The organism is Alteromonas oceanisediminis (genome assembly GCF_018474025.1).
GTDB lineage: Bacteria > Pseudomonadota > Gammaproteobacteria > Enterobacterales > Alteromonadaceae > Alteromonas_E > Alteromonas_E oceanisediminis.
Genome location: NZ_JAHCTA010000004.1, coordinates 1 through 21,707, shown reverse-complemented (window position 1 = coordinate 21,707; position 21,707 = coordinate 1). Strand labels below are relative to the sequence as shown.

Here is a 21,707-nt window from a genome sequence, read left to right as displayed (position 1 = left end):
CTTTCGTCACTGGTGTGTAGCGAATAGAGCGGGTATTGTTGAGCTATTGTAAACTCGTCGATGCTCAAACAATGCGCGCTAATTTATCCCTATTCCTGACGCTTACCATTCTTACTTTGCCGTTGTCTGCGGCGGCGCATGCAGACACGGTGTCTGCTGATGCACTTTATACTGCGGCCGAAAATGAAATCGGTAACGATTTGGATGAAGCAGAATCGCTTGTGGTGAGCGCATTGAAGCAATTTCCAGACGAGCCGAAGCTACATTTTTTGTGCGGCAGGATCATGGGGCAGCAAGCGCAAAACAGCATATTCTCTGCGCTTGGTTATGCAAAAGAGTCGTTGGCTTGTTTTAGTCAAGCTGTGGAATTGGAACCCAGTAACGTTGAATATCGTATCGGATTGCTGCGGTTTTACCTAGGTGCGCCCAGTATTGCTGGCGGCGATGAAGCCTTGGCATGGGAGCAAGTAGCAGCGATACAACAGCTGGATCCTATCGAAGGAGGCAAAGCAGAACTATTTTATCATCAAATGGGCGACAACACAGACGACTATGAGCGAACGGTTGCACATCTTATTAAAGAATACCCTTTAGAAGCAGAGTTTCCATTTCAACACGGGCTGTATTTACAGAGCCAGGAGCAATATGAACAAGCTCATAATGCTTTCTTACAAGCAGCAACGTTAAAGGTTGGTTCCGACGCGCAGTTAAGCGCGCTTTATCAACTAGGCCGCACCGCGGTTTTCAGTGAAACAAACATCGCCGCAGGTATCCATGCATTGCAGAAGTATATTGATAGTGTGCCGCAAGACTCGATAGATTTGCCGTCTCAGGAATGGGCACACGGACGCCTTGCGCAGCTTTATGCGCTTCAAGGAAATACGAACTTAATGAAGCAACATCTTATCGCTGCTAAGCGCTCTGACGATAAGAATTTGGGTAAAACGCTAAAAGATATTGAATAGCAAAGATAGATAGAAGTTTAAGATGATCTTAAAATTAATTAGAGTATCATTTGAATCAATAGGCAGCGCTACAATGCGCTAAACAATTGGTCGATGAGTTTATCTGAAATTGGCATCCTGATATGCTTCTAGAGGTTGAAGAGAATGCTATTTACGCAGATACCCTTACACCCTTGAGCAAACTGTCAGTGCTGTTTTAATAAATAATTACAAGGTGCCTCGGGATTACACACATGTACTTCAGTTAAATAGGTAATTCTGTTGTAAATTTTATTTGCGATAAGGCCATCGTACTTTTAATCTCAGAAACACCTTCTATCTTCGATAATGTATCGAAAAAAAATCGCTCGTAATCGTAGACATCCTTCACAACCACTTTTGCGAAGAAGTCTTGTTCGCCCATCAAACAATAGCACTCAATTACGCGACTTAAGCGCTGAATATCTTTGCTAAACTGATCTAAATGGGTTCGGCCATGTGCAGAAAGTTTTATATGAGCAAAGACTATTGTACCAAGCCCTAATTTATCTGCATTTAAAAGGGCAACTCGCTTGTTGATATAGCCATTTGCTTCGAGTCGTTGAATTCGACGCCAACATGCGGCTTGTGAAAGATTATTTCTCTCTGATATTTCAACGGTCGTCAAAGCGGCATCCGCTTGAAGGTCGTTTAAAATTAACTTGTCATACTTGTCCAGCATATTCTATTCAGATTTACAGCTTAATGATTGATAAGTATTCAATTATAACCCGTAAATTCCAATAATGTCATAATAATATTCCTTACTTTGCTCAATAATATGAAAAATATATTCATTAGAGATGGTTCGGATGAGCGCAGATAAATCGGTGTCAAGTACACCGTACAATACATCCTGCTCACTAGTGGTTGAAGCCGACAGTACTTTGGGGTCCTTGCTAAGAGTTCTTGATCAACTAGCGGTCTTAAATTTGTCCTTACACGAAATGACAAGTAGTCAGGCATCGAACTCTACACAGAAAATTGAACTTTGGTTTGATTGCTACAATGAAAGTGTTTTCCATCGACTCGTAAAAAAAATTAATTCATTTGAGTTTGTTTACGCTGTAACTACCGTCACGACAGAGGAGAGCTTCACATGAAAACGGGAGCAGACTGCTTACTAGAATGTCTAAGTGATCTGGGTGTAGATACTATTTTTGGATACCCTGGTGGAGCGGTTTTGCCGCTTTATGATGCTATATTTAGACAAACTCGTATTAGGCACGTGCTAGCGCGTCATGAACAAGCTGCCGTTCACGCTGCAGAGGGTTACGCAAAAAGCACTGGTAAAGTTGGTGTTGTAATGGTTACATCGGGTCCGGGCGCAACTAATACCATAACCGGCTTAGCTGATGCGTTGCTGGATTCAATCCCGATTCTCTGCATTTCCGGACAAGTTAAAACTTCTTTAATTGGAACAGATGCTTTTCAAGAAGCTAACGTAGTAAGTCTAATGCGAGCGGCAACCAAGTTTAACTCAATAGTTATGGATCCAAGTGAGTTAATTCCACAAGTTATTAAGTCTTTTGCATTGGCGCGTAATGGAAAGCCCGGCCCTGTAGCCATTGATATTCCCAAAGACATTCAGGCTGTGGAAATGCAATACACCTCTTCAGAAACGTTAGAGAAAGAAATTCCTCCCACAAAAAGCCAAAATGATACTCTTATTGCAGCCGCGAAAGAAGCTGCTCGGCTTCTCTATCATGCAAAACGGCCAGTGATATATTCCGGAGGCGGAGTAATTTTGGCAGGGCAGAGCGCGAGTGATGACCTGAAAGAACTGGCTGAAAGCTTACATTGTCCGGTTACGATGACACTGCATGGTCTCGGCGCATTTTCTGGTACTCACGAACTAAGTTTGGGAATGCTTGGCATGCATGGATCTTATGAGGCAAATTTAGCCTTGCATGGTTGCGACGTGATGCTTTGTGTAGGCGCAAGATTCGACGACCGAGTAACAGGAGAGCTGGGTGGTTTTTCGCCAAACTCCAAGAAGATTCATATTGATATTGACGCCGGCTCGATAGATAAATTGGTTCAAGCGGATGTTCCTATTCAAGCAAATGCTGCAGAAGCATTGAGTGAGATTAACAAACAAATAAAATTGCTGAGAGAAAGTAGAAGTCAGGAAGATACTTCTGATTGGTGCTCAATGATTCAAGTATGGCAAGCCAGAGACTGTTTCGCTTACCAGAAAGATAAATCTTGTCTTTTACCTCAGCAGGCTATTCACACGATCTACAATGCTTTTAAACATATGCAGCCGATTGTCACGACAGAAGTGGGGCAGCATCAAATGTGGGCTGCGCAGTATTGGAAATTTGAAAAACCAAGAACCTGGCTGACTTCTGGGGGTTTAGGAACCATGGGGTTTGGGTTTCCGGCTGCAATAGGAGCTCAGATAGCTTTTCCTGGTCGTCAGGTTGTGTGCATTGCCGGTGAATCTTCAATTCAAATGAATATTCAAGAACTCGCTACTGTAAAACAGTATCGCCTACCATTAACTCTCTGCATTATTAATAATCAACACATGGGGATGGTGAGACAGTGGCAAGACTTCCATCATGGGGGGCGGCACTCTGAAAGCTATGCTGAGTCATTACCAGATTTTGCTACTTTAGCTAAAGCGTATGGCATAGATAGCCACCGAGTTACCACACAAAGTGAACTCGAAGAGGCGTTGGAAGAATGTCAAGCTGACAAGACACAGCCTACGGTCATTGAATGCATAGTAACACCATTGGAAAATTGTTTACCCATGATCCCGGCAGGAAAAGCGCATTGTGATATGATCCTGCCTGAATGCATTACAGACGCTCCTACTCGTGAACACTTTTCAAGTGCGTCATGTAAGTAGTCTAATGGTCTGACGCCGTAACAAAAAAGACTCATTAAGTAGACACTGACTACTTAATGAGTTGTGGGAGCAAGTCAAGAATGCATAAAGCTCATCGCTAACGTGACGATCAGAACTTGTAATTAGCCTCTAGTGTAATAAATCGAGGTGGACTAGGGTAGGCGGCAAAAGTTCCGTTTTGTTCTGGAACAAAAAAGCCAGCGACTAGGTAGTCCTCTTCAAATAGATTTTCTGCACGTAATGCGACGGACCATCTATCGTCGATATCTGTAATGCCAATTTTCGCACCAACAACCGCAACTCCATCATTTCTTGGCGAGAGATCGCTAGATTCCACCAAATGAGAAGAGTATGTACGAATGTTAGTGTGTAGAACAAGCTTAGTAGTATCGGTAAGGTGAGGGGTATATGTTAAGTTTACATTGTAAGCATTTCGAGGCGAGCCAGCCAGCTGTTTACCTTGAAGTCCGTCTAATGGCGTGCCTTCAAGATTTGCGCTGTCATCAAATCTCGCCTCGTTATACGTATACGCAAAACCTACTTGTAAATCCTCTGATGCGCTGTAATTTGCCTCAAACTCGAGTCCCTGTGAGATGGTCTTATCAACATTTTGCACCGTAAAATTGGTACCAGAAAACACAAGCGATTGGTAGTCCCTGAAATTTTGCAAAAACAACGTTGTGTTGACTAATAAACGATTGTTTATGAATTTGGACTTTATTCCTAATTCAAAGGCATTTACTGTTTCCTCTGAAAATTCAAGGTCGGTCAGTTGCGCGCCGTCACCGCCAAACAAAGCACTATCAAATCCGCCTCTATCAAGATTGTAACCTCCGGCTTTGTAACCACGATCGTAACCACCATAGACCATGATATCTGACGATATCTGGTAGGCCACTTTGAGTGTGCCAGTTATTGCATTCTCACTGCGATCATCTGAATAAACGCCATTAAACTCAGTATTAATTGCAGGGTTACATGATAGTAACACCGCTGCGCCACCGGTGGCCGCAATTAACCCTTGAGTGATAGCGGTATTTGCCGGATCCAAATAAAAGTCACAAACAGGAAGTCGCCCCTTTAAATCAGCACCAATATCTTTGGTCTCATGTAAATACCTAAGACCCAGTGTAACTGAGATATCGTCAGTCAATTCGTAAACATTGTGCGTAAATAGCGCAACAGACTTAGTTTCAACGTCGAATTTATCCGCTAACTGTCCATCACCTTCCTGCGAGCCTGGCAACAAGAAGGGCAGGAGAGCAGGCACTTGAGGGCCTAGGCTCCCAAACAGTTGACCGCCAGCTAAACCTGAAAGGAGAAGGTCAACGTACAGATCCCCCTGTGTGCCAACACGCACGGTATCTTGCAAACTCAATTCTTGATTGGAATAGAAAAAGCCGACAAGCCAGTCAAGCTTATCGTCCATCGATAAGCCTTGTAACCTGACTTCTTGCATAAAATCTGTAACGCCGGAAAGGTAATCGTCTCGATACGCGCGATCAATACCAGAAAAATCGACATCCATACCTCTGTCAACGTCCCAGTCACGATACGCACTCAAAGAATATAGGGTGCCGATATCAAGGTCCCATTGAATATCAGCTGAGAAACCCCACTCATCAACTTTTTCTCCCAGATCCCGATTTGGACTATAACTGACTTTTGGATCGCTCGAGTCACCTGAAACAATGCCCGTCAGTCCTAATAATCCAGCGCCTGCTTCAACTGCTGATGCAGTTGGCCCCGTAAAAATATTAATGCTTGCACAGCAGTTTTCATTCGTAGATGCTGAATCCATTATAAAACGTGCGGTGAGTTCGGCGCCTTCATAGAGAGCTTGGCCTCGGAGAGAATAACGATCAATATCGTTAAATTCACGGGTGCTATTTACATCTTCGATGTATCCGTCTCTCTCTCTGATTGAGCCATTAATACGAAACGCCCACTCATCATTTGCTGGAGTATTGTATGCACCTTTTAGCTCTCTCGCACTAAAGTTACCAATAGCGCCGCTTATATATCCCCCTTGATCAAACGATGGCGCTTTGGTCGTTATAGTTAACGCCCCTGCTGAAGTGTTTTTACCAAACAAAGTACCTTGTGGGCCTCTTAAGACTTCGACACGCTCTAATTCAGGCAACTCTGATAATGCAACACCTGTTCTGCTTCGATATACGCCATCAATGAAAATACCGACTGCAGGTTCGAAGCCTGGGTTATCAGAGCCAGTTCCTATTCCACGGATGCTAATGGACGTTGCCGTGGCGGCCGACTGGCCCGTCGAGACATCAATACTAGGGGATAAGTTTTCTAAATCCCTAATATCCCGCATTCCTATATTATCAAGTAGATCGGCTCGAAATGCTGATACAGCAACCGGCACAGTTTGTATAGATGCAGCTCGCCTCAATGCATTGACTTCAATTATTTCGATTTGCTCGTTATCGATGTTTGGTATATCTGATTGTGCGATTGTAGTAGTTGGCGTCGTGCCAAAAATTAGTCCTACAGAAAGGGCTAAATAAGACTGTCTTCCAAAGCTGTTCATGTGCGATTCTGCCTTTTTTCTGCTGGTTAGTTTATAATTATTCAGATGCTTTAATGGTTTATGTTTTTACGTCATCAGCACTTGGGCGATGTTTCCCAAGTTCTCTTTGTGTAATGTGATCCCAGCCCGGCGGTTTGTACAAGTATTTGAGTTTATCCGTAAATGTTGGAGCTAAGCGCATCTTTTGATAAAGACCACTGACGCCTGCAACATGCGCCTTAAAGGGATTATAGGTCTTTAGTGGCGTAACCAGCCCGTAACGAGGTTCTTCCTCTTCTTCTTGGAAAGTACCAAACAACTTGTCCCAAAGTGACAACACTTGCCCATAGTTTTTATCGATGTATTTTCGCTGCGTGCCGTGATGCACTCGGTGCACTGAGGGTGTGCATAAAAACCTTTCTAGCCACCCCATCTTAGTGACTAAGCGGGTATGATTGAAAATACCCCACACATTTTTTAAGGTCGCAACTATCGCCAGTTGGATTAAATCGACCCCCAGCAGTGGTAGAAGCAAATATGCTGGTTGCGCAAGTTGTCCCAAAAAAAACCCGCGTGCTGCGGTTGTTATGTTAATTTCATTTGAAGAATGATGAACATGATGGAATGCCCAAAAAAAACCTACTCGGTGACTAATATAATGGTCGACGTAATACGCAAAGTCGTGAAGCAGAAATATAGCTACCCAAGCCCACCAAACGTTAGGCATTGTGAAAAGTCTGAAGTTCTCATAGACAAACAGGTAGATAGCGATGTATAGAGCACCAAAAATGATCGCCTCAGCGATTGCGGTGATTGTCGACACCCCCATACTGTAGAGACCATCTTTATTGTTGTATTGATTTGGACGAAGCCATATATACAACATCCGCTCTACCGCAATCATAATCAGATAAGCAATAAGAAGTACCGTGAACAATTGACCTGATTCTGCCGAAGCATAAACAATGTGCCCCCATTTCTCTAATTGCTCTTTCATGGAAAACTCCGTTAGGATGTCTAGGAATTCAGTTTGCCAATTGCGACTTGTTAACAAATGGTGAATTTAATGTAAGCTTTCCATTGACTGACTGGTTTGTCAATGAAAAGCTGTATGAAAATTTAAAGGAAGCTTTAGTTTGATGTTGAGGCCTAATGAACGAGATAAAGTGCTCACACGGGCAGAACTAAAATTACAGACTCGCGCCGCGATTATGAAGTCAGCCGAAAAACACTTTTTTTCGGTAGGCTATCAAGGCACCTCATTAGCTGATGTCGCAAGTGACTCGGGGATCAAAGTGCCTCTTATTGTCTATCACTTCAAAAACAAAGAGGAGTTATGGAAAGAGTGCGTGAATAATGTGTTTGAAAAATTAGACAAAGCCCTAGCTAAGATGTTTAACCAGATCAATGAATTGAGTGGGGCAGATTATATTCGAGCGCTACTAAAAGGATATATTCAGTCAACCGCTGAGGCACCAGAATACATGCGATTATTGTTTATTGAAGGGACATTACCAAGTGATCGCTTAACGTGGTTAGTCGACACCCATCAGCGCCGTCAAAGCGACATGATCATGGATATTATTCGTCAAGCGCAAGCGGCGGGAATTTTTAAACGTGTCGACGTTATCCATGCCAAATACATCTTAGCGTCAGCGGTGGGGGCTCCCTTTGTCTTAGCACCTGAGTTTGCGTTGATGACGGGTAAAAGTGCTATGCAACAAGAGGTAATCGACACACATGTCGAAACCTGCATGACCTTATTATTTGATTTGCCGACAGATTGATCCGCTCACCTAAGTTAACGAAACTTTGTTTAACATTGTGGTCTGAAAGAAAACGAAATCACATAAATGGTAATCTTTATTCTGAAGGCATTACACTTCAGATTGTTGCTGAATTGTTGAATTTAATCAGAGCTCTGTACATAGGCTTTTTCTAAACAAAACTCAAAATTCACGCACAGCGAATAAGAATTATTACCAATCATCACGCGTTACTCATAAATGAATGTTTTCGAGACGTCAAAACACATCTCTAATGTCCACCAATGAAAGTCGACCACTCTCAACTCTAATCAAATCATAAGACTTGTTTATTTCAGTAAAGGAGAGTAGAGGAAAAGAATATTCAAAAGCATTGTCAGGTTTACACCATACATTCGTTTCAGTCATCGTTACGTGCCTCCTACAAACAAAAGGCCGAGCATCATAAATAGAGCAGGCACCATCTTTAAGAAACGGACATGGTGTGAATTTACTGCATTCTTGTTTCAGTATTATTGATTTTCTTTTTATCCCAGAACTGTTTTCAATATTCTGTATTTCAATCTCAGACACCGTGACTGGATAAGTGCAGCAGTGGTTACAGCCTTTAGTACAGGGCGTAAACTTCTCAACATGTGCAGATAAATCATCCATCAAGGCATACAACCTGTTGAGTTTTTTCAACACTGGCATATTAGCTTTGGTTAATCGTTTTGCTATCTTGGCTTCTTTTTGGCTCAATGCGACCGGAAGAGATTTGAAAACAATCGATTTCAAACATGGGTTCTGTTTTTTTAAAGAAGTGCTTAATTCTTCTTTAATTTTAATATGGTCAATAAGACCATAAGGTGATAGCCTAAGCAAAAACTGTATTCAGGTAGAGGCACTTAGGACTTGAAAACCTACACGCTCAAATCAAGAGCCATGGAAATAACACTAACTGACTTTGGCGCAAGAATCATTGATTGGAAAGTGAATCTAGGGGATGAGATAAGACCGATAATTTTGTCTTATAAAAAACTAGAAGACTACTTAGATGATCCCTTTTATCTTGGGGCATTTGTTGGCCCGTATGCCAATAGAATCAAACAGGGTAGAGTCCAAAAAGATCAAAAGTTGATTGCCCAACTTACGTTGAACGACAGACTTAATCATCTTCATGGTGGTCCTAACGCTCTTGACAAGAAAAAGTGGAATGTCGTTGACTTTGAAGATAATAAAATCCGGTTAGAACTTTCAATAGAAGACGGGTGGAATGGTTACCCCGGACCGATAGAATTGAAAATAGACTATGAACTACACGACGCTCTGTTGCGATTAAAATTTGAAGTCAATGCTTTAAGAGCAACCATCGCTGGCCCCACGAGCCATTGTTATTTCAATTTAAATAGCACTCAGTCACAGTGTTCAGGTCTGGAACAATGGCTTGAATCCAATGCAACTCATACGCAACATTCGGATTTATTTGATGTTTCAATGGAACGGCAAGCGGATGTTAAAGCGACTCAATATAACTTTGATACGCCAACATTGCTCTCCGAAAACTGTGCTTTTCGCAATTTAGATCATAATTTCTTATTCAGAAGAGGAAGCCAGCAAACTGTTCTGTATAGTAAAAACAGGGACTTGTCTCTGTTTGTAGTGTCAAGTTATCCTGCAGCCCAGTATTATGCGGGTTGTAATTTAACCAAGCCGTTTAAACCAAACGAGGGAGTATGTATTGAACCTCATTTTGGGGCCAATGCACCAAATTATTACCCCAATTATGGGCTATTGCTACCCGGTTCAACATTCAAGGGCCATATTGATTATACTCTGGTCCCATTGTTGAATAATCTGAGTAAACACAGAAGCTTTTAAGCTGTTGAACTGTATAAATCGGTGTCAATCAACACTGACATCAAGGTATTCAACAACCTCTAAATCGCCGTCGTTGACTGTCACAGTGAACGTGTATTTCCCTGGTCCGCCAAAGGTGACATAAACCTCCGATGTAAATCTGTTGTCATTATCAAACTTTACATCAAAGGGACCATCTAACAGCGACCACTCCACTTCTGGAAAAGGATTTGGAACCCCATCATAATTTATTTTTGCACGTAAAACGGCTTCATTGCGATCAACTATGCTGTCGTAAGAAGGAACGACCGAGGGCGGGACGTTGTGTTTGAAGGATTGTGATTTGTCATCAGTAAAAAGAGCTATATCAAGGTTTTCTTTATTTGCTGCCCACAAAATTAAACGTTGAGAAAACTCGATATGATCTACATGAGTGATACGTGTTCCTGCACCGCCGTTCCAAAACATATTTCTGTCAAATAACCCTATTACGCGGCCTTGATGGTATTCAAGGATCGAAAGAACACTGTCTCTATCTTTTTGATAAGGAGCATCAATTTCATTTACTCTGATCTTTCCATTCAAACCACCATTTTCAAGCATTGCGAGTATTATTGCTGGTGGTGACGTTCGTACAAGGCTAATGCCTTCACCTCGAATTCGTACGCCTCCCTTTGCGTTAAAATTATTTAGAAAGTGCTCCTGTGTAAAGTTGGTTACAAGGTAATTTCCTGCACCATTGTCCGTTAAGAAGTACATTCCAAATTGTTCGGAAATATCATTATCGCTGAGTCGTCCTGATTCGTTCTCCACACCGACATATTTCCAATGACCGCCAAATGCGCTGTCTGACCAAACGATTAGCCCACCACCATTGCGCACCCAATTTTCAACAGCTTTTGCTTCTGCTGAAGCAAAGCGCCTTTGATTTGAGGCAAGAATTATTACGTCAAAGTCAGAGAGAAAATTAGTATCCAACGTAAAAGACGCGTCGTACATTTCAATAATTTCAGCACCGATTTCTTCTATGTATTGTTTAAAAATCGATAAACCTAAGGGGCCAGAGTCGCTCAGTCTCATAGGTTCAAATGCTTCACTGGGGCCAGATGGAATATTACCTTTGGCAGACACATCACCATAAACGTACAAGACTGAAAAGCGTTGTAACTTCAAGCTTTGGTTTTTTGCAAATAATACAGAGGGCGATATTAGTTGAGAAAGAAATACGACAAAAAAGAGTACTGACTTTAGCTGTGAAGTTTTCATTCTATGTTCGCTCTGGCAATAAGAAGTGCGTTTAGACCTTTATTCTTTATTCGAAAGTTCTGCAATTCTAGACACTGCTTCTTTTGGCGTTAAATCTCTATTCCAAAGTAAGGGGTAATTGACGCGGTTGGGGATAGGGTAGGTGTTTTTCCATGACATACTGTCGTCAACACCCCACAGCGTAACTCGATCCAATTTGTCTTGTTTTTCAATAAACAGCTCAAACAGCTCACCATATCGTGCCGTGAGCGCTTGTTGTACCTCTTCAGGCAATCCGTTCTTATAGGGATCTAACGCTCTTTCAAATTCTGGTAATTCAAACCGTGAGTCCATCAGGCCTTGGCCAATTATTTGTCCTTCTTTTGTAATGGGTAAGACATCGATATCCAACTCAGTGATCATAACTTTTATGCCAAGATCAGCATATAAATCGATTGCTTCATCTATTAAGGCAAGATCAGGATAATTAAGGCCCCAGTGACCTTGGATCCCGATACCGTCTATGCGGATATTGTTTTTTTGGAGCATTTTAATCATGCGAATAATACCGTCTCGCTTTTCAGGACGCCATGCGTTGAAGTCATTGTAGTAGAGCTCGGTATCAGGCAAATAGATTTCTGCAAGAGAAAAGGCTGCTCTTACGACTGCTTCACCGCTCCCCAAACGGTCGACCCAAATAGTCTCTCGATAATTTCCATCGTCATCAATTATCTCATTCACCACGTCCCACGCATCCACTTTGCCCGCATAGTGCCCTGCAACCCGCTTTATATACCCATCCATTATGCTTAATTGTTCCGCCGAACTATTGGGCTCGCCGTTTTCATCATTAAAAAACCAAGGTGGTGTTTGATTATGCCAAACAAGAGTATGACCAATAACAAACATGTTGTTGTCTTTACCAAACTGAACAAAGGCGTCGCCGGGCGCGAAATTGAATATTCCAGGAGCTGGACTTATGACCTCAGCTTTCATTGAATTTTCCAGCGTGATCGTATTGGCGTGTCTTAACACTATATCTGTGAGTTCTGGACGTTCGTTCGCAACAATCGCATCATTAACGGCAAAACCAAATTTGAATTTGGTCGAGAAGGCGTCTTTCAGAAATAGCTCTTCAGAAGACACTGGTGATGTTATCACTAGCAACGAAAAGATTAAGCGATGCATGATAGACATAGTGGCCCGTATATCTCTTTATTGTCAGCGTGACTATATCTAGTTATTGTATTTACATCAAGTTAACGATTTCGATAAAGTGAAAAGTTCCACATGGTATTAATCAAGAACTTAATCAAAGTAGTGGTTATCACAATAACTTCTGCGTTGACAAAATCTCAGTGTGTATTGGCTGACCATTTACTGGAAAGTAGCCAGCATAACCACGCGTATTTTAAAAAAGCTTCGTTAGAGTTGATAACAGATAAATTGAAATTTTGAGAAGGAGCAACTTGGTCGCATAAAAAATGTATATTTTATTTTTCAGAGATGGATCTTAGTACCGATCAGTCAAATGGGCCGCTATCAAATATTTATTCTTATTCCGCTTCTCAAGGTGTCAAACTAGTCAAATCTGACTCCGGTTCTAATGGTCTATATTCACTCAATGATTGGCTGATTGTTGCAAATCATGCAACTCAAACCATTTCTAAACTCAATGTTGAGACGGGTGAGATAGTCAATTTAACCAGCATCAAGTTAAATTCGCCGAACGATTTAGTGCTTAATCGAACTGGCGCCATTTATTTTACTGACCCCAATTGGCAACTAGGCCGCAGAGAACGTTCTAAACCCTTTACAGGCGTTTATTTGCTGCAGCCAAATGGGCAGCAGGTAACGCTCTCAAAAGCACACAAAAATCCAAAAGGTATTGTGTTAAGTGTCGATGAACAGTTCTTATACGTTGGCGACGCTGGAAACACAGTATGGAAGTATCGAATCGACGAGCATGGTCGACTAGAAGAAAAGAGGGTGTTTGCGACAATAGAATCCCCGGATGGGATGGCCATAGACTGTGAAGGCAATGTATTAGTTGCCAGTCATAATACTGGCAACTTAATCGTACTCAACAATAGAGGTGATGAAATTGGTCGGATTTTCATCGCTCCCAAAGTCACTAATGCTGCTCACGGTGGACCAGAGGGGAAGACGCTTCTTGTCACTACTGGAAGCGGTTTATTTTTGCCCACATCTTCAATATCAAGCCGTGGATTCTGCGAATACAATGACTCGTAAGTGCTGCCTCAGAGAATAAATCATTCGTAGGCATCAATAGTTTGGATTGTGCCGTCTTCCAAATGTGTTAATTCAGTCATTTTGACACATCGAAGATGGGTTTGACCGCCACTCAAAGAACTATCATGGTAAAACAAATACCACTTTCCTTGATACTCAACGATGGAATGGTGATTAGTCCAGCCGAGAACAGGGTTCAATATTACGCCTTTATAAGTAAAAGGACCGTATGGACTGTCTCCAGTGGCATATACAATTTTGTGTGTATTGCCTGTCGAATAGGAGAAATAGTACTTACCTTTAAATTTGTGTATCCATGGACCTTCGAAGTATCTTTTTTCAAAGTCGTCTACTTTAATCGGAGTACCATCCTCATCTAACAGTAATATATCCTTGGCAGGCTCATCAATTTCAAGCATGTTGGCGTTTAGCTTCGCAACTTTTGGTGGAATAGCAGGCTCACCATCTTGGGGATAAGCGTCTTGTTCCTGAAAGGCACCGTTGTGCCAATTTTGAAGTTGACCACCCCATATTCCACCGAAATACAGATAATAATTTTGGTCCTCATCTTCAAAAACGGCGGGGTCAATACTAAAGGTACCCTTCATGAAATTTTTTTGAGCTGAAAAAGGGCCAGATGGTGATGTTGACGTTGCAACCCCAATCCTAAAAACACCGGATTCGTCTCGCGCGGGAAAGTACAAATAATACATACCATCTTTGTGAGCCGCGTCAGGTGCCCACATTTGTTTCGATGCCCATTCAACATCGTCAATATGCAAAGCAACGCCGTGGTCAACAGTTTTGCCAGTTGCGTCGTCATAAGAAAGAACATGATAATCTTCCATCGCAAAATGGTCGCCATTATCGTTAATGGGTTTGTCTGTCTCGATATCATGTGACGGATAAATGTATATTTTTCCCTCAAACACATGAGCAGATGGATCGGCGGTGTAAATGTGATCAACGAGAGCAAGATCTTTTTGCTTAAGAGAGGATGCACGCTTCAGATCCTCTTCCACGGTTTTCTCAGCATCGCTTAGTTCATGATTTGAAGCTTCAGCTTCGTTGGTAGTTTTAATAGTCACGATTTTTCCCTGAATCATTGAGACGCTTCAAGCGGTTATTTGTGTTTGGATTTGACGAACGCGCTGTTCGGTAAGCGTATAAAATCTGATCAATAGAAGGCTCAATATACTGCATATAATGGGAACGCCAGCAAAAGCGAACAGTATTCCTGACAAAGCGGTTTCCGTCTGAGCTTCATTTGCACTGTAATCGGTTGCAGCCAGTATCCAACCGGCCAGTGCGCCGCCGATTGCGAAGCCAAATTTGATTGATAATAAATGTCCTGAGAACGTGATTGCAGTCATTGCCTTGCCTAGTTTCAGCTGACCATAATCCACGGTGTCAGCAACCATGGAGAACATAATGGGAGTGAGCACCATGTGAGCGAAATTGGCAATAAAATAAACGATGTAGATGAGCACCACGTCAGTGGGATCCAATATATAAAACAGTGAATGTGAAACTATAACTACAACGACAGCAGCTTGAAATAACACTTTCTTCTCAAAGAATTTAGATAGAAAGTTTGTAGACAGAGCGCCCAACACAGCACCGAATGCAGAAAGAGTCAAAAAGCTGGACAGTAAAGATTCGTCATTGACGTAGTACTTGATGTAATGGGGGGCCACGGATGCTCGTATCCCAATCAATATTAATGTGACAAGACTTACGGCTGCAATAATTGCCCATTGGTCATTTTTAAATAGCTTAAAGAAATCCGTTATGATTTCTCTCTTTTTCTTCGACTCCGTAGGTCGAACGTTTTCTTTCGTCATTTTAAAGCAGAATAGAAAACAAATAGCTGCTAAAGTACCCATAAACACCATAGCAAGTGGATAGCCGACTTTATCGTCTCCCTGACCAAAAAATTCAACTAGCTTTGGAATCGCCCAGACAATCACAACCAATGCAGCCATGGCCATCGCAAATCGGTATGATTGCAAAGACGTCCTCTGTTTTGGATCTGATGTCATTACCGCACCTAACGCACCATAAGGAATGTTAATCGCCGTGTAGCAAGTCATCAATAAAGCGTAAGTCACATAAGCGTATATTAAGTTTCCTATGGTACCGAAATTGGGTGTAATAAATGCTAATACAGCGAACACACCGTAAGGAACCGCAAGAAACAATAAAAACGGTCTATAAGAACCCCATCTGCTGCGGGTTCTATCGGCAATTCCCCCCATTACAGGGTCTGTAAAACCGTCAAAAAGCCTTACTGCTAGTAGAAGTGTTCCCGCGGCTGCCGCTGATAAACCATAAACATCGGTGTAAAAAATAAGCATAAAATTAGCAACCATCTGAAAAACGATGTTGCTTGCCGTATCACCTAAGCCATAACCGAACTTTTCTCTTATTGTTAATTTTTTTGTTGGGTCAGACATGCAAGATCACTTAAATGTTATAAAAATGTTTATAGTCATTATAACCATAAGTATTCGAGTTAAACCACACTAATTTTTATTGGAGGCCTTTAAAACTGAAAAAATTGCAGAAAATCGTGGTTATTCAATGCTGAAATTTCAGCAAAAGTTGCACCGGTAGGGTGTTCACTCAGTATTCGAATGTGAAGCCAAATTCTCGTAATTTCTCATAAACGTGATTATCAAATCGATATAGCGATGCCGCCCTATGCGCAACGTTTGTCTGCTTCTCTTTGCAATCGATCAGAAAATTCATCTTTAAGATTTTTCTACGGAAATTAGGTTTATCAAACTTTTTGTTTAGTATCGCTTCATAAATTTCTTGAAGCTGTAGCAGTGTGAACTTTTCGGGTAATAGATTAAATCCAATTGGTTCATGGCGGACTTTGTATTGGAGGCGTGCAAGGCCTTTATCCATTATGTGCCTATGATCAAACATTAATTCAGGGAGTTTTCTCACATCAAACCATTGGCATTGGGACCTATCATTCTTTGGCACAACGCATGTTTCTTCCATTCGAACCAAAGAGTAGTACACCACAGTAATGGTTCTTCTTATTGGATATCGGTCGACATTGCCAAATGCTGCTAGTTGATCAAGATAGAGGTTGTCTACGCCGGTAATCGTTTTAACTACACGCACCGCCGCTGAATCTAAATTCTCATCCTCTTGCACCCAATGACCAATCAAGCCCCACTTGTCAGCAGCTAAGCCCTCAGAATATTTGACTAACAGAACCTTAAGATTGCCATTTTCTACAGCAAATATTAAGTTGTCTACAGTAATATTGTTGATGCAATTTGGCGGTATCTTGTCGTCATCAAGACCCGCGCGAGGTTGATTGCTGGTATACACAGACATTGTTCTTGTTCTTTTTGTTTTGAATATTTAAATGGTATTGATTTAACGTCTCAAATTCAAACTAGGATTGGTCTCAAGATTTACTTCATCCTAGTCCACCTAATGAAGCCATCGATATCTTCAATATTTCTTATGCCCAAAATCCAGATTAATTCTGCTGCATCTGAAAAGTCTAATCCACCATCGTGGATGGTTTGATTTGAATATCGTTCATTTAAACCGTTGTATTTTTCAGCAAGGTCAATAGCAATTTTCCATGTCTCGCCATGGTTACTCAATAGGTATTGCCTTGCTTCACTATTAACGTCATTAAATCCAGGCGTGCCGTTTCCAAAGGCATTGCCGTCTGGTATTTTGATATAGTTTGCATGCTTTTTGACATACTCAAGGTTAGATGGATGTGTTTGTTCCTCATTCCATTCACTGTGTTGAACGATGATTATTTTAGTTTTGATATCTACAGCTAACTGTTTGTCCGATACAACTCTCTTTAGCCAAAGCGATGTTAAATCCGATTGCCCCGCTTCCATAACCCACACTCTACAGCGGGTTTTAATGCATGACTTAACACGGTCTTCAATCACACTAATCGCTCTATCTGGAGCGGAATGCGCGTCTATCCAATTATTCTCAAAGGCTCTATCAAATAACACAGGCGAATGGATGTACAAACCCCCTTGTATGCCATAAGCCCCAGCGACAGCAATAAATTGCCCGGCGGGTAACTCAACCTTTTTTAGTATAGTGCTAGCAGCCGCGATTGAATGCAGATCGTCCGCATCGGTTTTAGAGTCGAATTGGAGCACAAGCAAATCATACTGTTTATCGAAAGGTTGAACTCCAGCGAAGACGTCGAAATGACTAATTAAGACAAAAAATAAAATAGAAAGGAGTCTCATAGTTTTTAATAAAATGTTATAGTCATGTTGACTTTATAGGTTAGAGGATTTACTTTCTTAACGCAATAGAGAGCGATAGCACGATTGAGACGTGCTCTGAGCTTTTGTCACTCTTTTCATTTTCATTGCCCAAAAGGAGTAGCAAACATGGCTTTACGACAACGGATAATGTGCTGCGTATTGATCTTAGCATTTGAGGCTAACGCTTCCACTTATGCGCTATGCGACCGTGATGTCGAAAAAGTGCTTGAAGTGACGTTCAAAGCATATACTCATTGTTCAACATCAGACTCACTTATTGAAATGAACCATGCTACTGGAAATGTAGGAAGCTTCTTTTTTACTCACTGGAAGGACGGAGGTAGTACATCTTTACAATTGGCCCCGACGGGTCACTTTAACGTTACGTGGGAAGGTGGAGGCTATAACTATGTTGGCGGCCCAGGGTGGCACGAAGGCCAAATCAATAGAAATATAAACTATTCTATGAATAGTGATTCAGGTGCTAATTTCATTACGCTTTATGGCTGGGGATTCGATGTTGACCAACCGACGAGCGACCCCTCTCATTTGGTTGAGTACTACGTCTTGCAGAGATGGACCAATGACTATGTGCCAAGTGACAACGGAGAGGAAGGGATTGTTTTAACTAGTAACGGTGTTGAATATCGAACTTTTCGAACACTGAGAGAAAACAAACCGTCTATAAATGGACCTTCGACATTTTATCAGTATTGGAGCATGCCTGCTCAGCAACAACCTTTAGGCGTTACACACACAATTGTGTTCGCTGATCATGTGAAAGCATGGAACGATTCGGGGTGGATGCTACCCAACTTAAACAACGTAGATGCCTCTGACGACCCAACCTATCAAGTATTAGCTGTAGAAGTATTTAACCCAAAGGAGGGTGGTTCAGCTAGTGGAAGGGTTTGGGAATCGTCCGAAAAATAGTCATACAAACCTTATACAGGAGACATCATGAAATCCTACGCACTTGCAACACTTTTTGTTTTAGTAAGCACTGTGAGTTGCACCTCTTTGATTGAAAAAGCACAGGCGGATAAAAAAGGTAGCTCACAACAAAATGAACTGATATTAAAACAGCATTTCTCCGAGTCATTTGAAATCGGTACCGCTATAAGTGCTGACCAAATATTAGGGAACACCGAGTTAGACGACTTGGCTATTGTTCGAAGACACTTCAATTCGTTTACGCCGGAGAATGCAATGAAGTGGGAGAGCATTCATCCCAGACCGGAGCAGTTTGAGTTTTCAATTTCCGATGCATTGGTTGATTTTGGGATGGAGAAAAACATCAATGTAGTAGGTCATACTCTTGTTTGGCATTCACAGACACCAGATTGGGTATTTGAAAATGGTGCAGGGGAACGTACCTCCAGGGATGTGCTGCTAGAAAGAATGAAAAACCACATACACACCGTCGCTGGACGATACGCCGGAAAAATCTTTGCATGGGATGTCGTCAATGAAGCACTAAACGAGGATGGCACTTATCGTCAATCACCATGGTTCGAAATTATCGGTGAGGAGTTTATTTATTACGCATTTAAGTTCGCTCAAGAGTCAGCACCAAATGCAAAACTCTACTACAACGACTACAACCTGTTTAAGCCGGCCAAACGAAAAGGCGCAATTCGAATAGCAAAAATGCTACAGGAAAAGGGAATTCGAATTGATGGTATCGGTATTCAGGGACACTACGCGCTTGACTACCCAAATCTAACAATGACAGAAGACTCAATTATTGCATTTTCTAAACTGGGTGTTGATGTTCCGATCACAGAGTTAGACGTTTCAGTTTTGGAGTTTCCTGACGAAGATAATCAGGGAGCAGATGTTTCCTTAAATATCGAGCTAAGTGCAAAGTTTAATCCATATTCTGAGGCGCTACCTCGTTCAGTGCATGAACAACTTGGTTTTCGATATAAACAGATATTTGAAGTATTGCGACGTCATCAAGACAAAATTAGTCGAGTCACATTTTGGGGAGTACATGATCAGCAGTCTTGGAGAAATGATTGGCCGATGAAAGGCAGAACAGATTACCCTCTACTGATTGACCGCAATGGTGATGTGAAAGATTTTGTATCTTCTCTTTAAAACCAAGGTAATACGGTTGCGCTCATAGATTTAAGTGTTGAACCAGCCTTTACATATTACTTAAGATGGAACGGTCCATTGCATAGTATTCACATAAATATTGAAGATTACACACCTTTAGTTGAATGCACTTCAGTAACAAAAGAAAGCCTTAACACTGAGATTCGCGCGACGGGTAAACCTATTGTCATGCGCAACTTATTGGGCCATTGGCCAGCAGTAAAGACTGGGCGCGAGTCTGTTCATAGCATGGCTCAATATCTAAGACATTTCGATAGTGCTAAGCCTTTACAAATCATGCTGGGAAATCGTGAAATGGCGGGGCGATACTTTTATCGCTCAGATATACGTGGGTATAATTTTGAGCATTGTGAAGCTCCAGTAGAACATATTCTGGATAAACTCTTGGCGCTTGCTACCGATGAAAAGCCAATCAGCATCTATGCTGGCGCAAAATCTGCTCAAGACTTATTTCCTAGTTTTGCTGAGGAAAATCCGCTTTCTCTTTTGGAACAGCAAATTAACCCACTTATCTGGATTGGTAATAATGCGCGCATAGCACCTCACTACGATGCTTCAGAAAACATTGCAGGAGTAGTTTGCGGGAAACGTCGATTTTTATTATTTCCGCCCGAACAAGTAGAAAATCTGTATGTCGGCCCACTAGAAAATACTATGGCGGGACAACCTTCAAGTATGGTTGATCCGGCAGCTCCGGATTTTATCAAATGCCCAAAATATCAGGAGGCAATAAAAAGTGCCTTGGTTGCAGAACTTGAACCAGGTGATGCGATCTACATTCCTGCTTTGTGGTGGCATTATGTTGAATCTACAGGTCCATTAAACGTCTTAGCGAATTACTGGTGGAATGATGTCAAAAGGGGCTGTTGTATTGCTAGCCTAGCGCACGCCGTCATGGTCATTCGCGATTTACCCTTGAATGAACGGTAAGCTTGGGAAGCGTTGTTTGAGCACTTTGTTTTCTCAAATACGGCAGGTCAGTCTGTTGATCATTTGCCTGAACACGCGCGTGGAGTGCTAGGCAAGAGTTCTGCACAACGCAATAGGGTAATCGAACACTTTATCGTGTCATCGCTTAAAAACCTGTAGGTCTAGGGTTGAATCTTTTTATGGTTAATTTAAAAAAAGAGGTAAATATGAAGATATTCAGCGGTTTTTTTCTTATCTTTGTTTTGACAATTAGTACATGCACTCGAGCCGAAGATCGCCAAAAAGAAATTGATTTGGCCTATTCAAAAATAGTGAATTTGCTACCAACTAATGCGCAGCTTATTCACAACCCCTACTCAAGCGCTTGGCAAACCTATGGTGAAAATTATTCAGTCACTTCATTAAACAACAGTGAGGTGATCGGTGGTGATGCCTTACTTGTAAATGTTAAACGCAAAGGAAAGAACCCATGGGACGTTGGCGCTTTTGCTAATATTCAAACGGACATTGAAAAAGGCGATGTTATTTATTTGATCCTTTGGGTCAGGTTAAACAGCAATACCGTTAATGCTACTGGGGGCCTTCAATTAGCCGTTGAACCCTATAGCTACCTTGTTTCAGAAGAGCTGGCTCTTGAAGATCAGTGGCAAACATATGCGATGGCTGTAAAAGCAGAAAAGAAGTATAAAAAGGATGAAATTCGCTTGCATGTGCAGCTATCTCAAAAAAAACAAAAAGTAGAGTTGGGGCCAACTTTAGTATTTAACTTGGGAAAAGAGGCGGATTTAACAACGTTGCCGTTGCTGTAAATTTTAAATATTAGCTGTAGCGGCCCGACTTATTATCCTGTCTGACCCGATTTTATCCGCACTTCCTGACCCACAATCATTGACTCTATCC

Annotated in this window: 18 protein-coding genes and 1 pseudogene; 9 read left to right on the top strand and 10 right to left on the bottom strand. The window is 41.7% G+C overall.

From position 1 onward, the window contains the following. Window positions 1-71: 71 nt before the first annotated feature. The gene (locus tag KIU71_RS07755) at window positions 72-965 is read left to right on the top strand and encodes a hypothetical protein (protein ID WP_214130660.1); all 894 of its coding nucleotides are present in this window, start codon (window positions 72-74) and stop codon (window positions 963-965) included. Between the two features lie 244 nt (window positions 966-1,209). On the opposite strand, the gene KIU71_RS07750 is transcribed toward KIU71_RS07755, so the two are convergent. Beyond that, window positions 1,210-1,665 (bottom strand): Lrp/AsnC family transcriptional regulator, encoded by a 456-nt coding sequence (locus KIU71_RS07750; protein ID WP_214130659.1) that lies wholly within the window; start codon window positions 1,663-1,665, stop codon window positions 1,210-1,212. Between the two features lie 417 nt (window positions 1,666-2,082). Here KIU71_RS07750 and ilvB point away from each other — a divergent pair, with 417 nt between their 5' ends. Next, on the top strand, window positions 2,083-3,843 hold the full coding sequence (gene ilvB, locus KIU71_RS07745) for a biosynthetic-type acetolactate synthase large subunit (RefSeq protein ID WP_214130658.1): 1,761 nt from the start codon (window positions 2,083-2,085) through the stop codon (window positions 3,841-3,843). Window positions 3,844-3,952: 109 nt separating this feature from the next. On the opposite strand, the gene KIU71_RS07740 is transcribed toward ilvB, so the two are convergent. Continuing rightward, window positions 3,953-6,394, bottom strand: coding sequence for a TonB-dependent receptor (locus KIU71_RS07740; RefSeq protein ID WP_214130657.1), 2,442 nt, complete (start codon window positions 6,392-6,394; stop codon window positions 3,953-3,955). 58 nt (window positions 6,395-6,452) lie between these two features. Then, complete coding sequence (locus tag KIU71_RS07735) at window positions 6,453-7,370, bottom strand: sterol desaturase family protein (RefSeq protein ID WP_214130656.1); 918 nt, start codon at window positions 7,368-7,370, stop codon at window positions 6,453-6,455. A 142-nt stretch (window positions 7,371-7,512) separates the two neighbouring features. On the opposite strand from KIU71_RS07735, the gene KIU71_RS07730 reads away from it, so the two are divergent. Next, complete coding sequence (locus KIU71_RS07730; RefSeq protein WP_214130655.1) at window positions 7,513-8,160, top strand: TetR/AcrR family transcriptional regulator; 648 nt, start codon at window positions 7,513-7,515, stop codon at window positions 8,158-8,160. A 237-nt stretch (window positions 8,161-8,397) separates the two neighbouring features. Here the strand turns inward: KIU71_RS07730 and KIU71_RS07725 are convergent, their stop codons facing one another. After that, a complete protein-coding gene (locus KIU71_RS07725; RefSeq protein ID WP_214130654.1) occupies window positions 8,398-8,916 on the bottom strand; it encodes a YkgJ family cysteine cluster protein in 519 nt (172 codons plus the stop codon). A gap of 117 nt (window positions 8,917-9,033) precedes the next feature. On the opposite strand from KIU71_RS07725, the gene KIU71_RS07720 reads away from it, so the two are divergent. Continuing rightward, a complete protein-coding gene (locus tag KIU71_RS07720) occupies window positions 9,034-9,999 on the top strand; it encodes an aldose epimerase family protein (RefSeq protein WP_214130653.1) in 966 nt (321 codons plus the stop codon). 24 nt (window positions 10,000-10,023) lie between these two features. On the opposite strand, the gene KIU71_RS07715 is transcribed toward KIU71_RS07720, so the two are convergent. Continuing rightward, window positions 10,024-11,244: a DUF4350 domain-containing protein gene (locus KIU71_RS07715; protein WP_214130652.1), complete on the bottom strand. Its 1,221-nt coding sequence runs from the start codon at window positions 11,242-11,244 to the stop codon at window positions 10,024-10,026. Window positions 11,245-11,283: 39 nt separating this feature from the next. Beyond that, on the bottom strand, window positions 11,284-12,369 hold the full coding sequence (locus KIU71_RS07710) for an endo-1,4-beta-xylanase (RefSeq protein ID WP_315853265.1): 1,086 nt from the start codon (window positions 12,367-12,369) through the stop codon (window positions 11,284-11,286). Between the two features lie 324 nt (window positions 12,370-12,693). Here KIU71_RS07710 and KIU71_RS07705 point away from each other — a divergent pair. Beyond that, window positions 12,694-13,476: pseudogene (locus KIU71_RS07705) on the top strand (SMP-30/gluconolactonase/LRE family protein); the annotation flags it as partial. A 20-nt stretch (window positions 13,477-13,496) separates the two neighbouring features. On the opposite strand, the gene KIU71_RS07700 reads toward KIU71_RS07705, so the two are convergent. The 4 genes from KIU71_RS07700 to KIU71_RS07685 form a co-directional block, all read right to left on the bottom strand. Then, window positions 13,497-14,564, bottom strand: a complete 1,068-nt coding sequence (locus KIU71_RS07700) for a glycoside hydrolase family 43 protein (protein WP_390881830.1) — start codon at window positions 14,562-14,564, stop codon at window positions 13,497-13,499. 27 nt (window positions 14,565-14,591) lie between these two features. Next, window positions 14,592-15,932, bottom strand: coding sequence for an MFS transporter (locus KIU71_RS07695; RefSeq protein WP_214130649.1), 1,341 nt, complete (start codon window positions 15,930-15,932; stop codon window positions 14,592-14,594). A 169-nt stretch (window positions 15,933-16,101) separates the two neighbouring features. Further along, window positions 16,102-16,833, bottom strand: coding sequence for an NUDIX hydrolase (locus KIU71_RS07690; RefSeq protein WP_214130648.1), 732 nt, complete (start codon window positions 16,831-16,833; stop codon window positions 16,102-16,104). A gap of 80 nt (window positions 16,834-16,913) precedes the next feature. After that, window positions 16,914-17,732 carry a hypothetical protein gene (locus tag KIU71_RS07685; protein WP_214130647.1) on the bottom strand — a complete coding sequence of 273 codons (819 nt, stop codon included), beginning with the start codon at window positions 17,730-17,732 and terminating at the stop codon, window positions 16,914-16,916. Between the two features lie 147 nt (window positions 17,733-17,879). On the opposite strand from KIU71_RS07685, the gene KIU71_RS07680 reads away from it, so the two are divergent. The 4 genes from KIU71_RS07680 to KIU71_RS07665 all read left to right on the top strand — a co-directional run bounded on the left by KIU71_RS07680 (window position 17,880) and on the right by KIU71_RS07665 (window position 21,616). Further along, window positions 17,880-18,686, top strand: coding sequence for a glycoside hydrolase family 11 protein (locus tag KIU71_RS07680; RefSeq protein WP_250207379.1), 807 nt, complete (start codon window positions 17,880-17,882; stop codon window positions 18,684-18,686). Window positions 18,687-18,713: 27 nt separating this feature from the next. After that, window positions 18,714-19,856, top strand: a complete 1,143-nt coding sequence (locus KIU71_RS07675) for an endo-1,4-beta-xylanase (RefSeq protein ID WP_214130646.1) — start codon at window positions 18,714-18,716, stop codon at window positions 19,854-19,856. Window positions 19,857-19,934: 78 nt separating this feature from the next. After that, complete coding sequence (locus KIU71_RS07670; protein ID WP_214130645.1) at window positions 19,935-20,807, top strand: cupin-like domain-containing protein; 873 nt, start codon at window positions 19,935-19,937, stop codon at window positions 20,805-20,807. Window positions 20,808-20,986: 179 nt separating this feature from the next. Then, window positions 20,987-21,616, top strand: a complete 630-nt coding sequence (locus tag KIU71_RS07665) for a hypothetical protein (protein ID WP_214130644.1) — start codon at window positions 20,987-20,989, stop codon at window positions 21,614-21,616. Window positions 21,617-21,707: the final 91 nt, after the last annotated feature.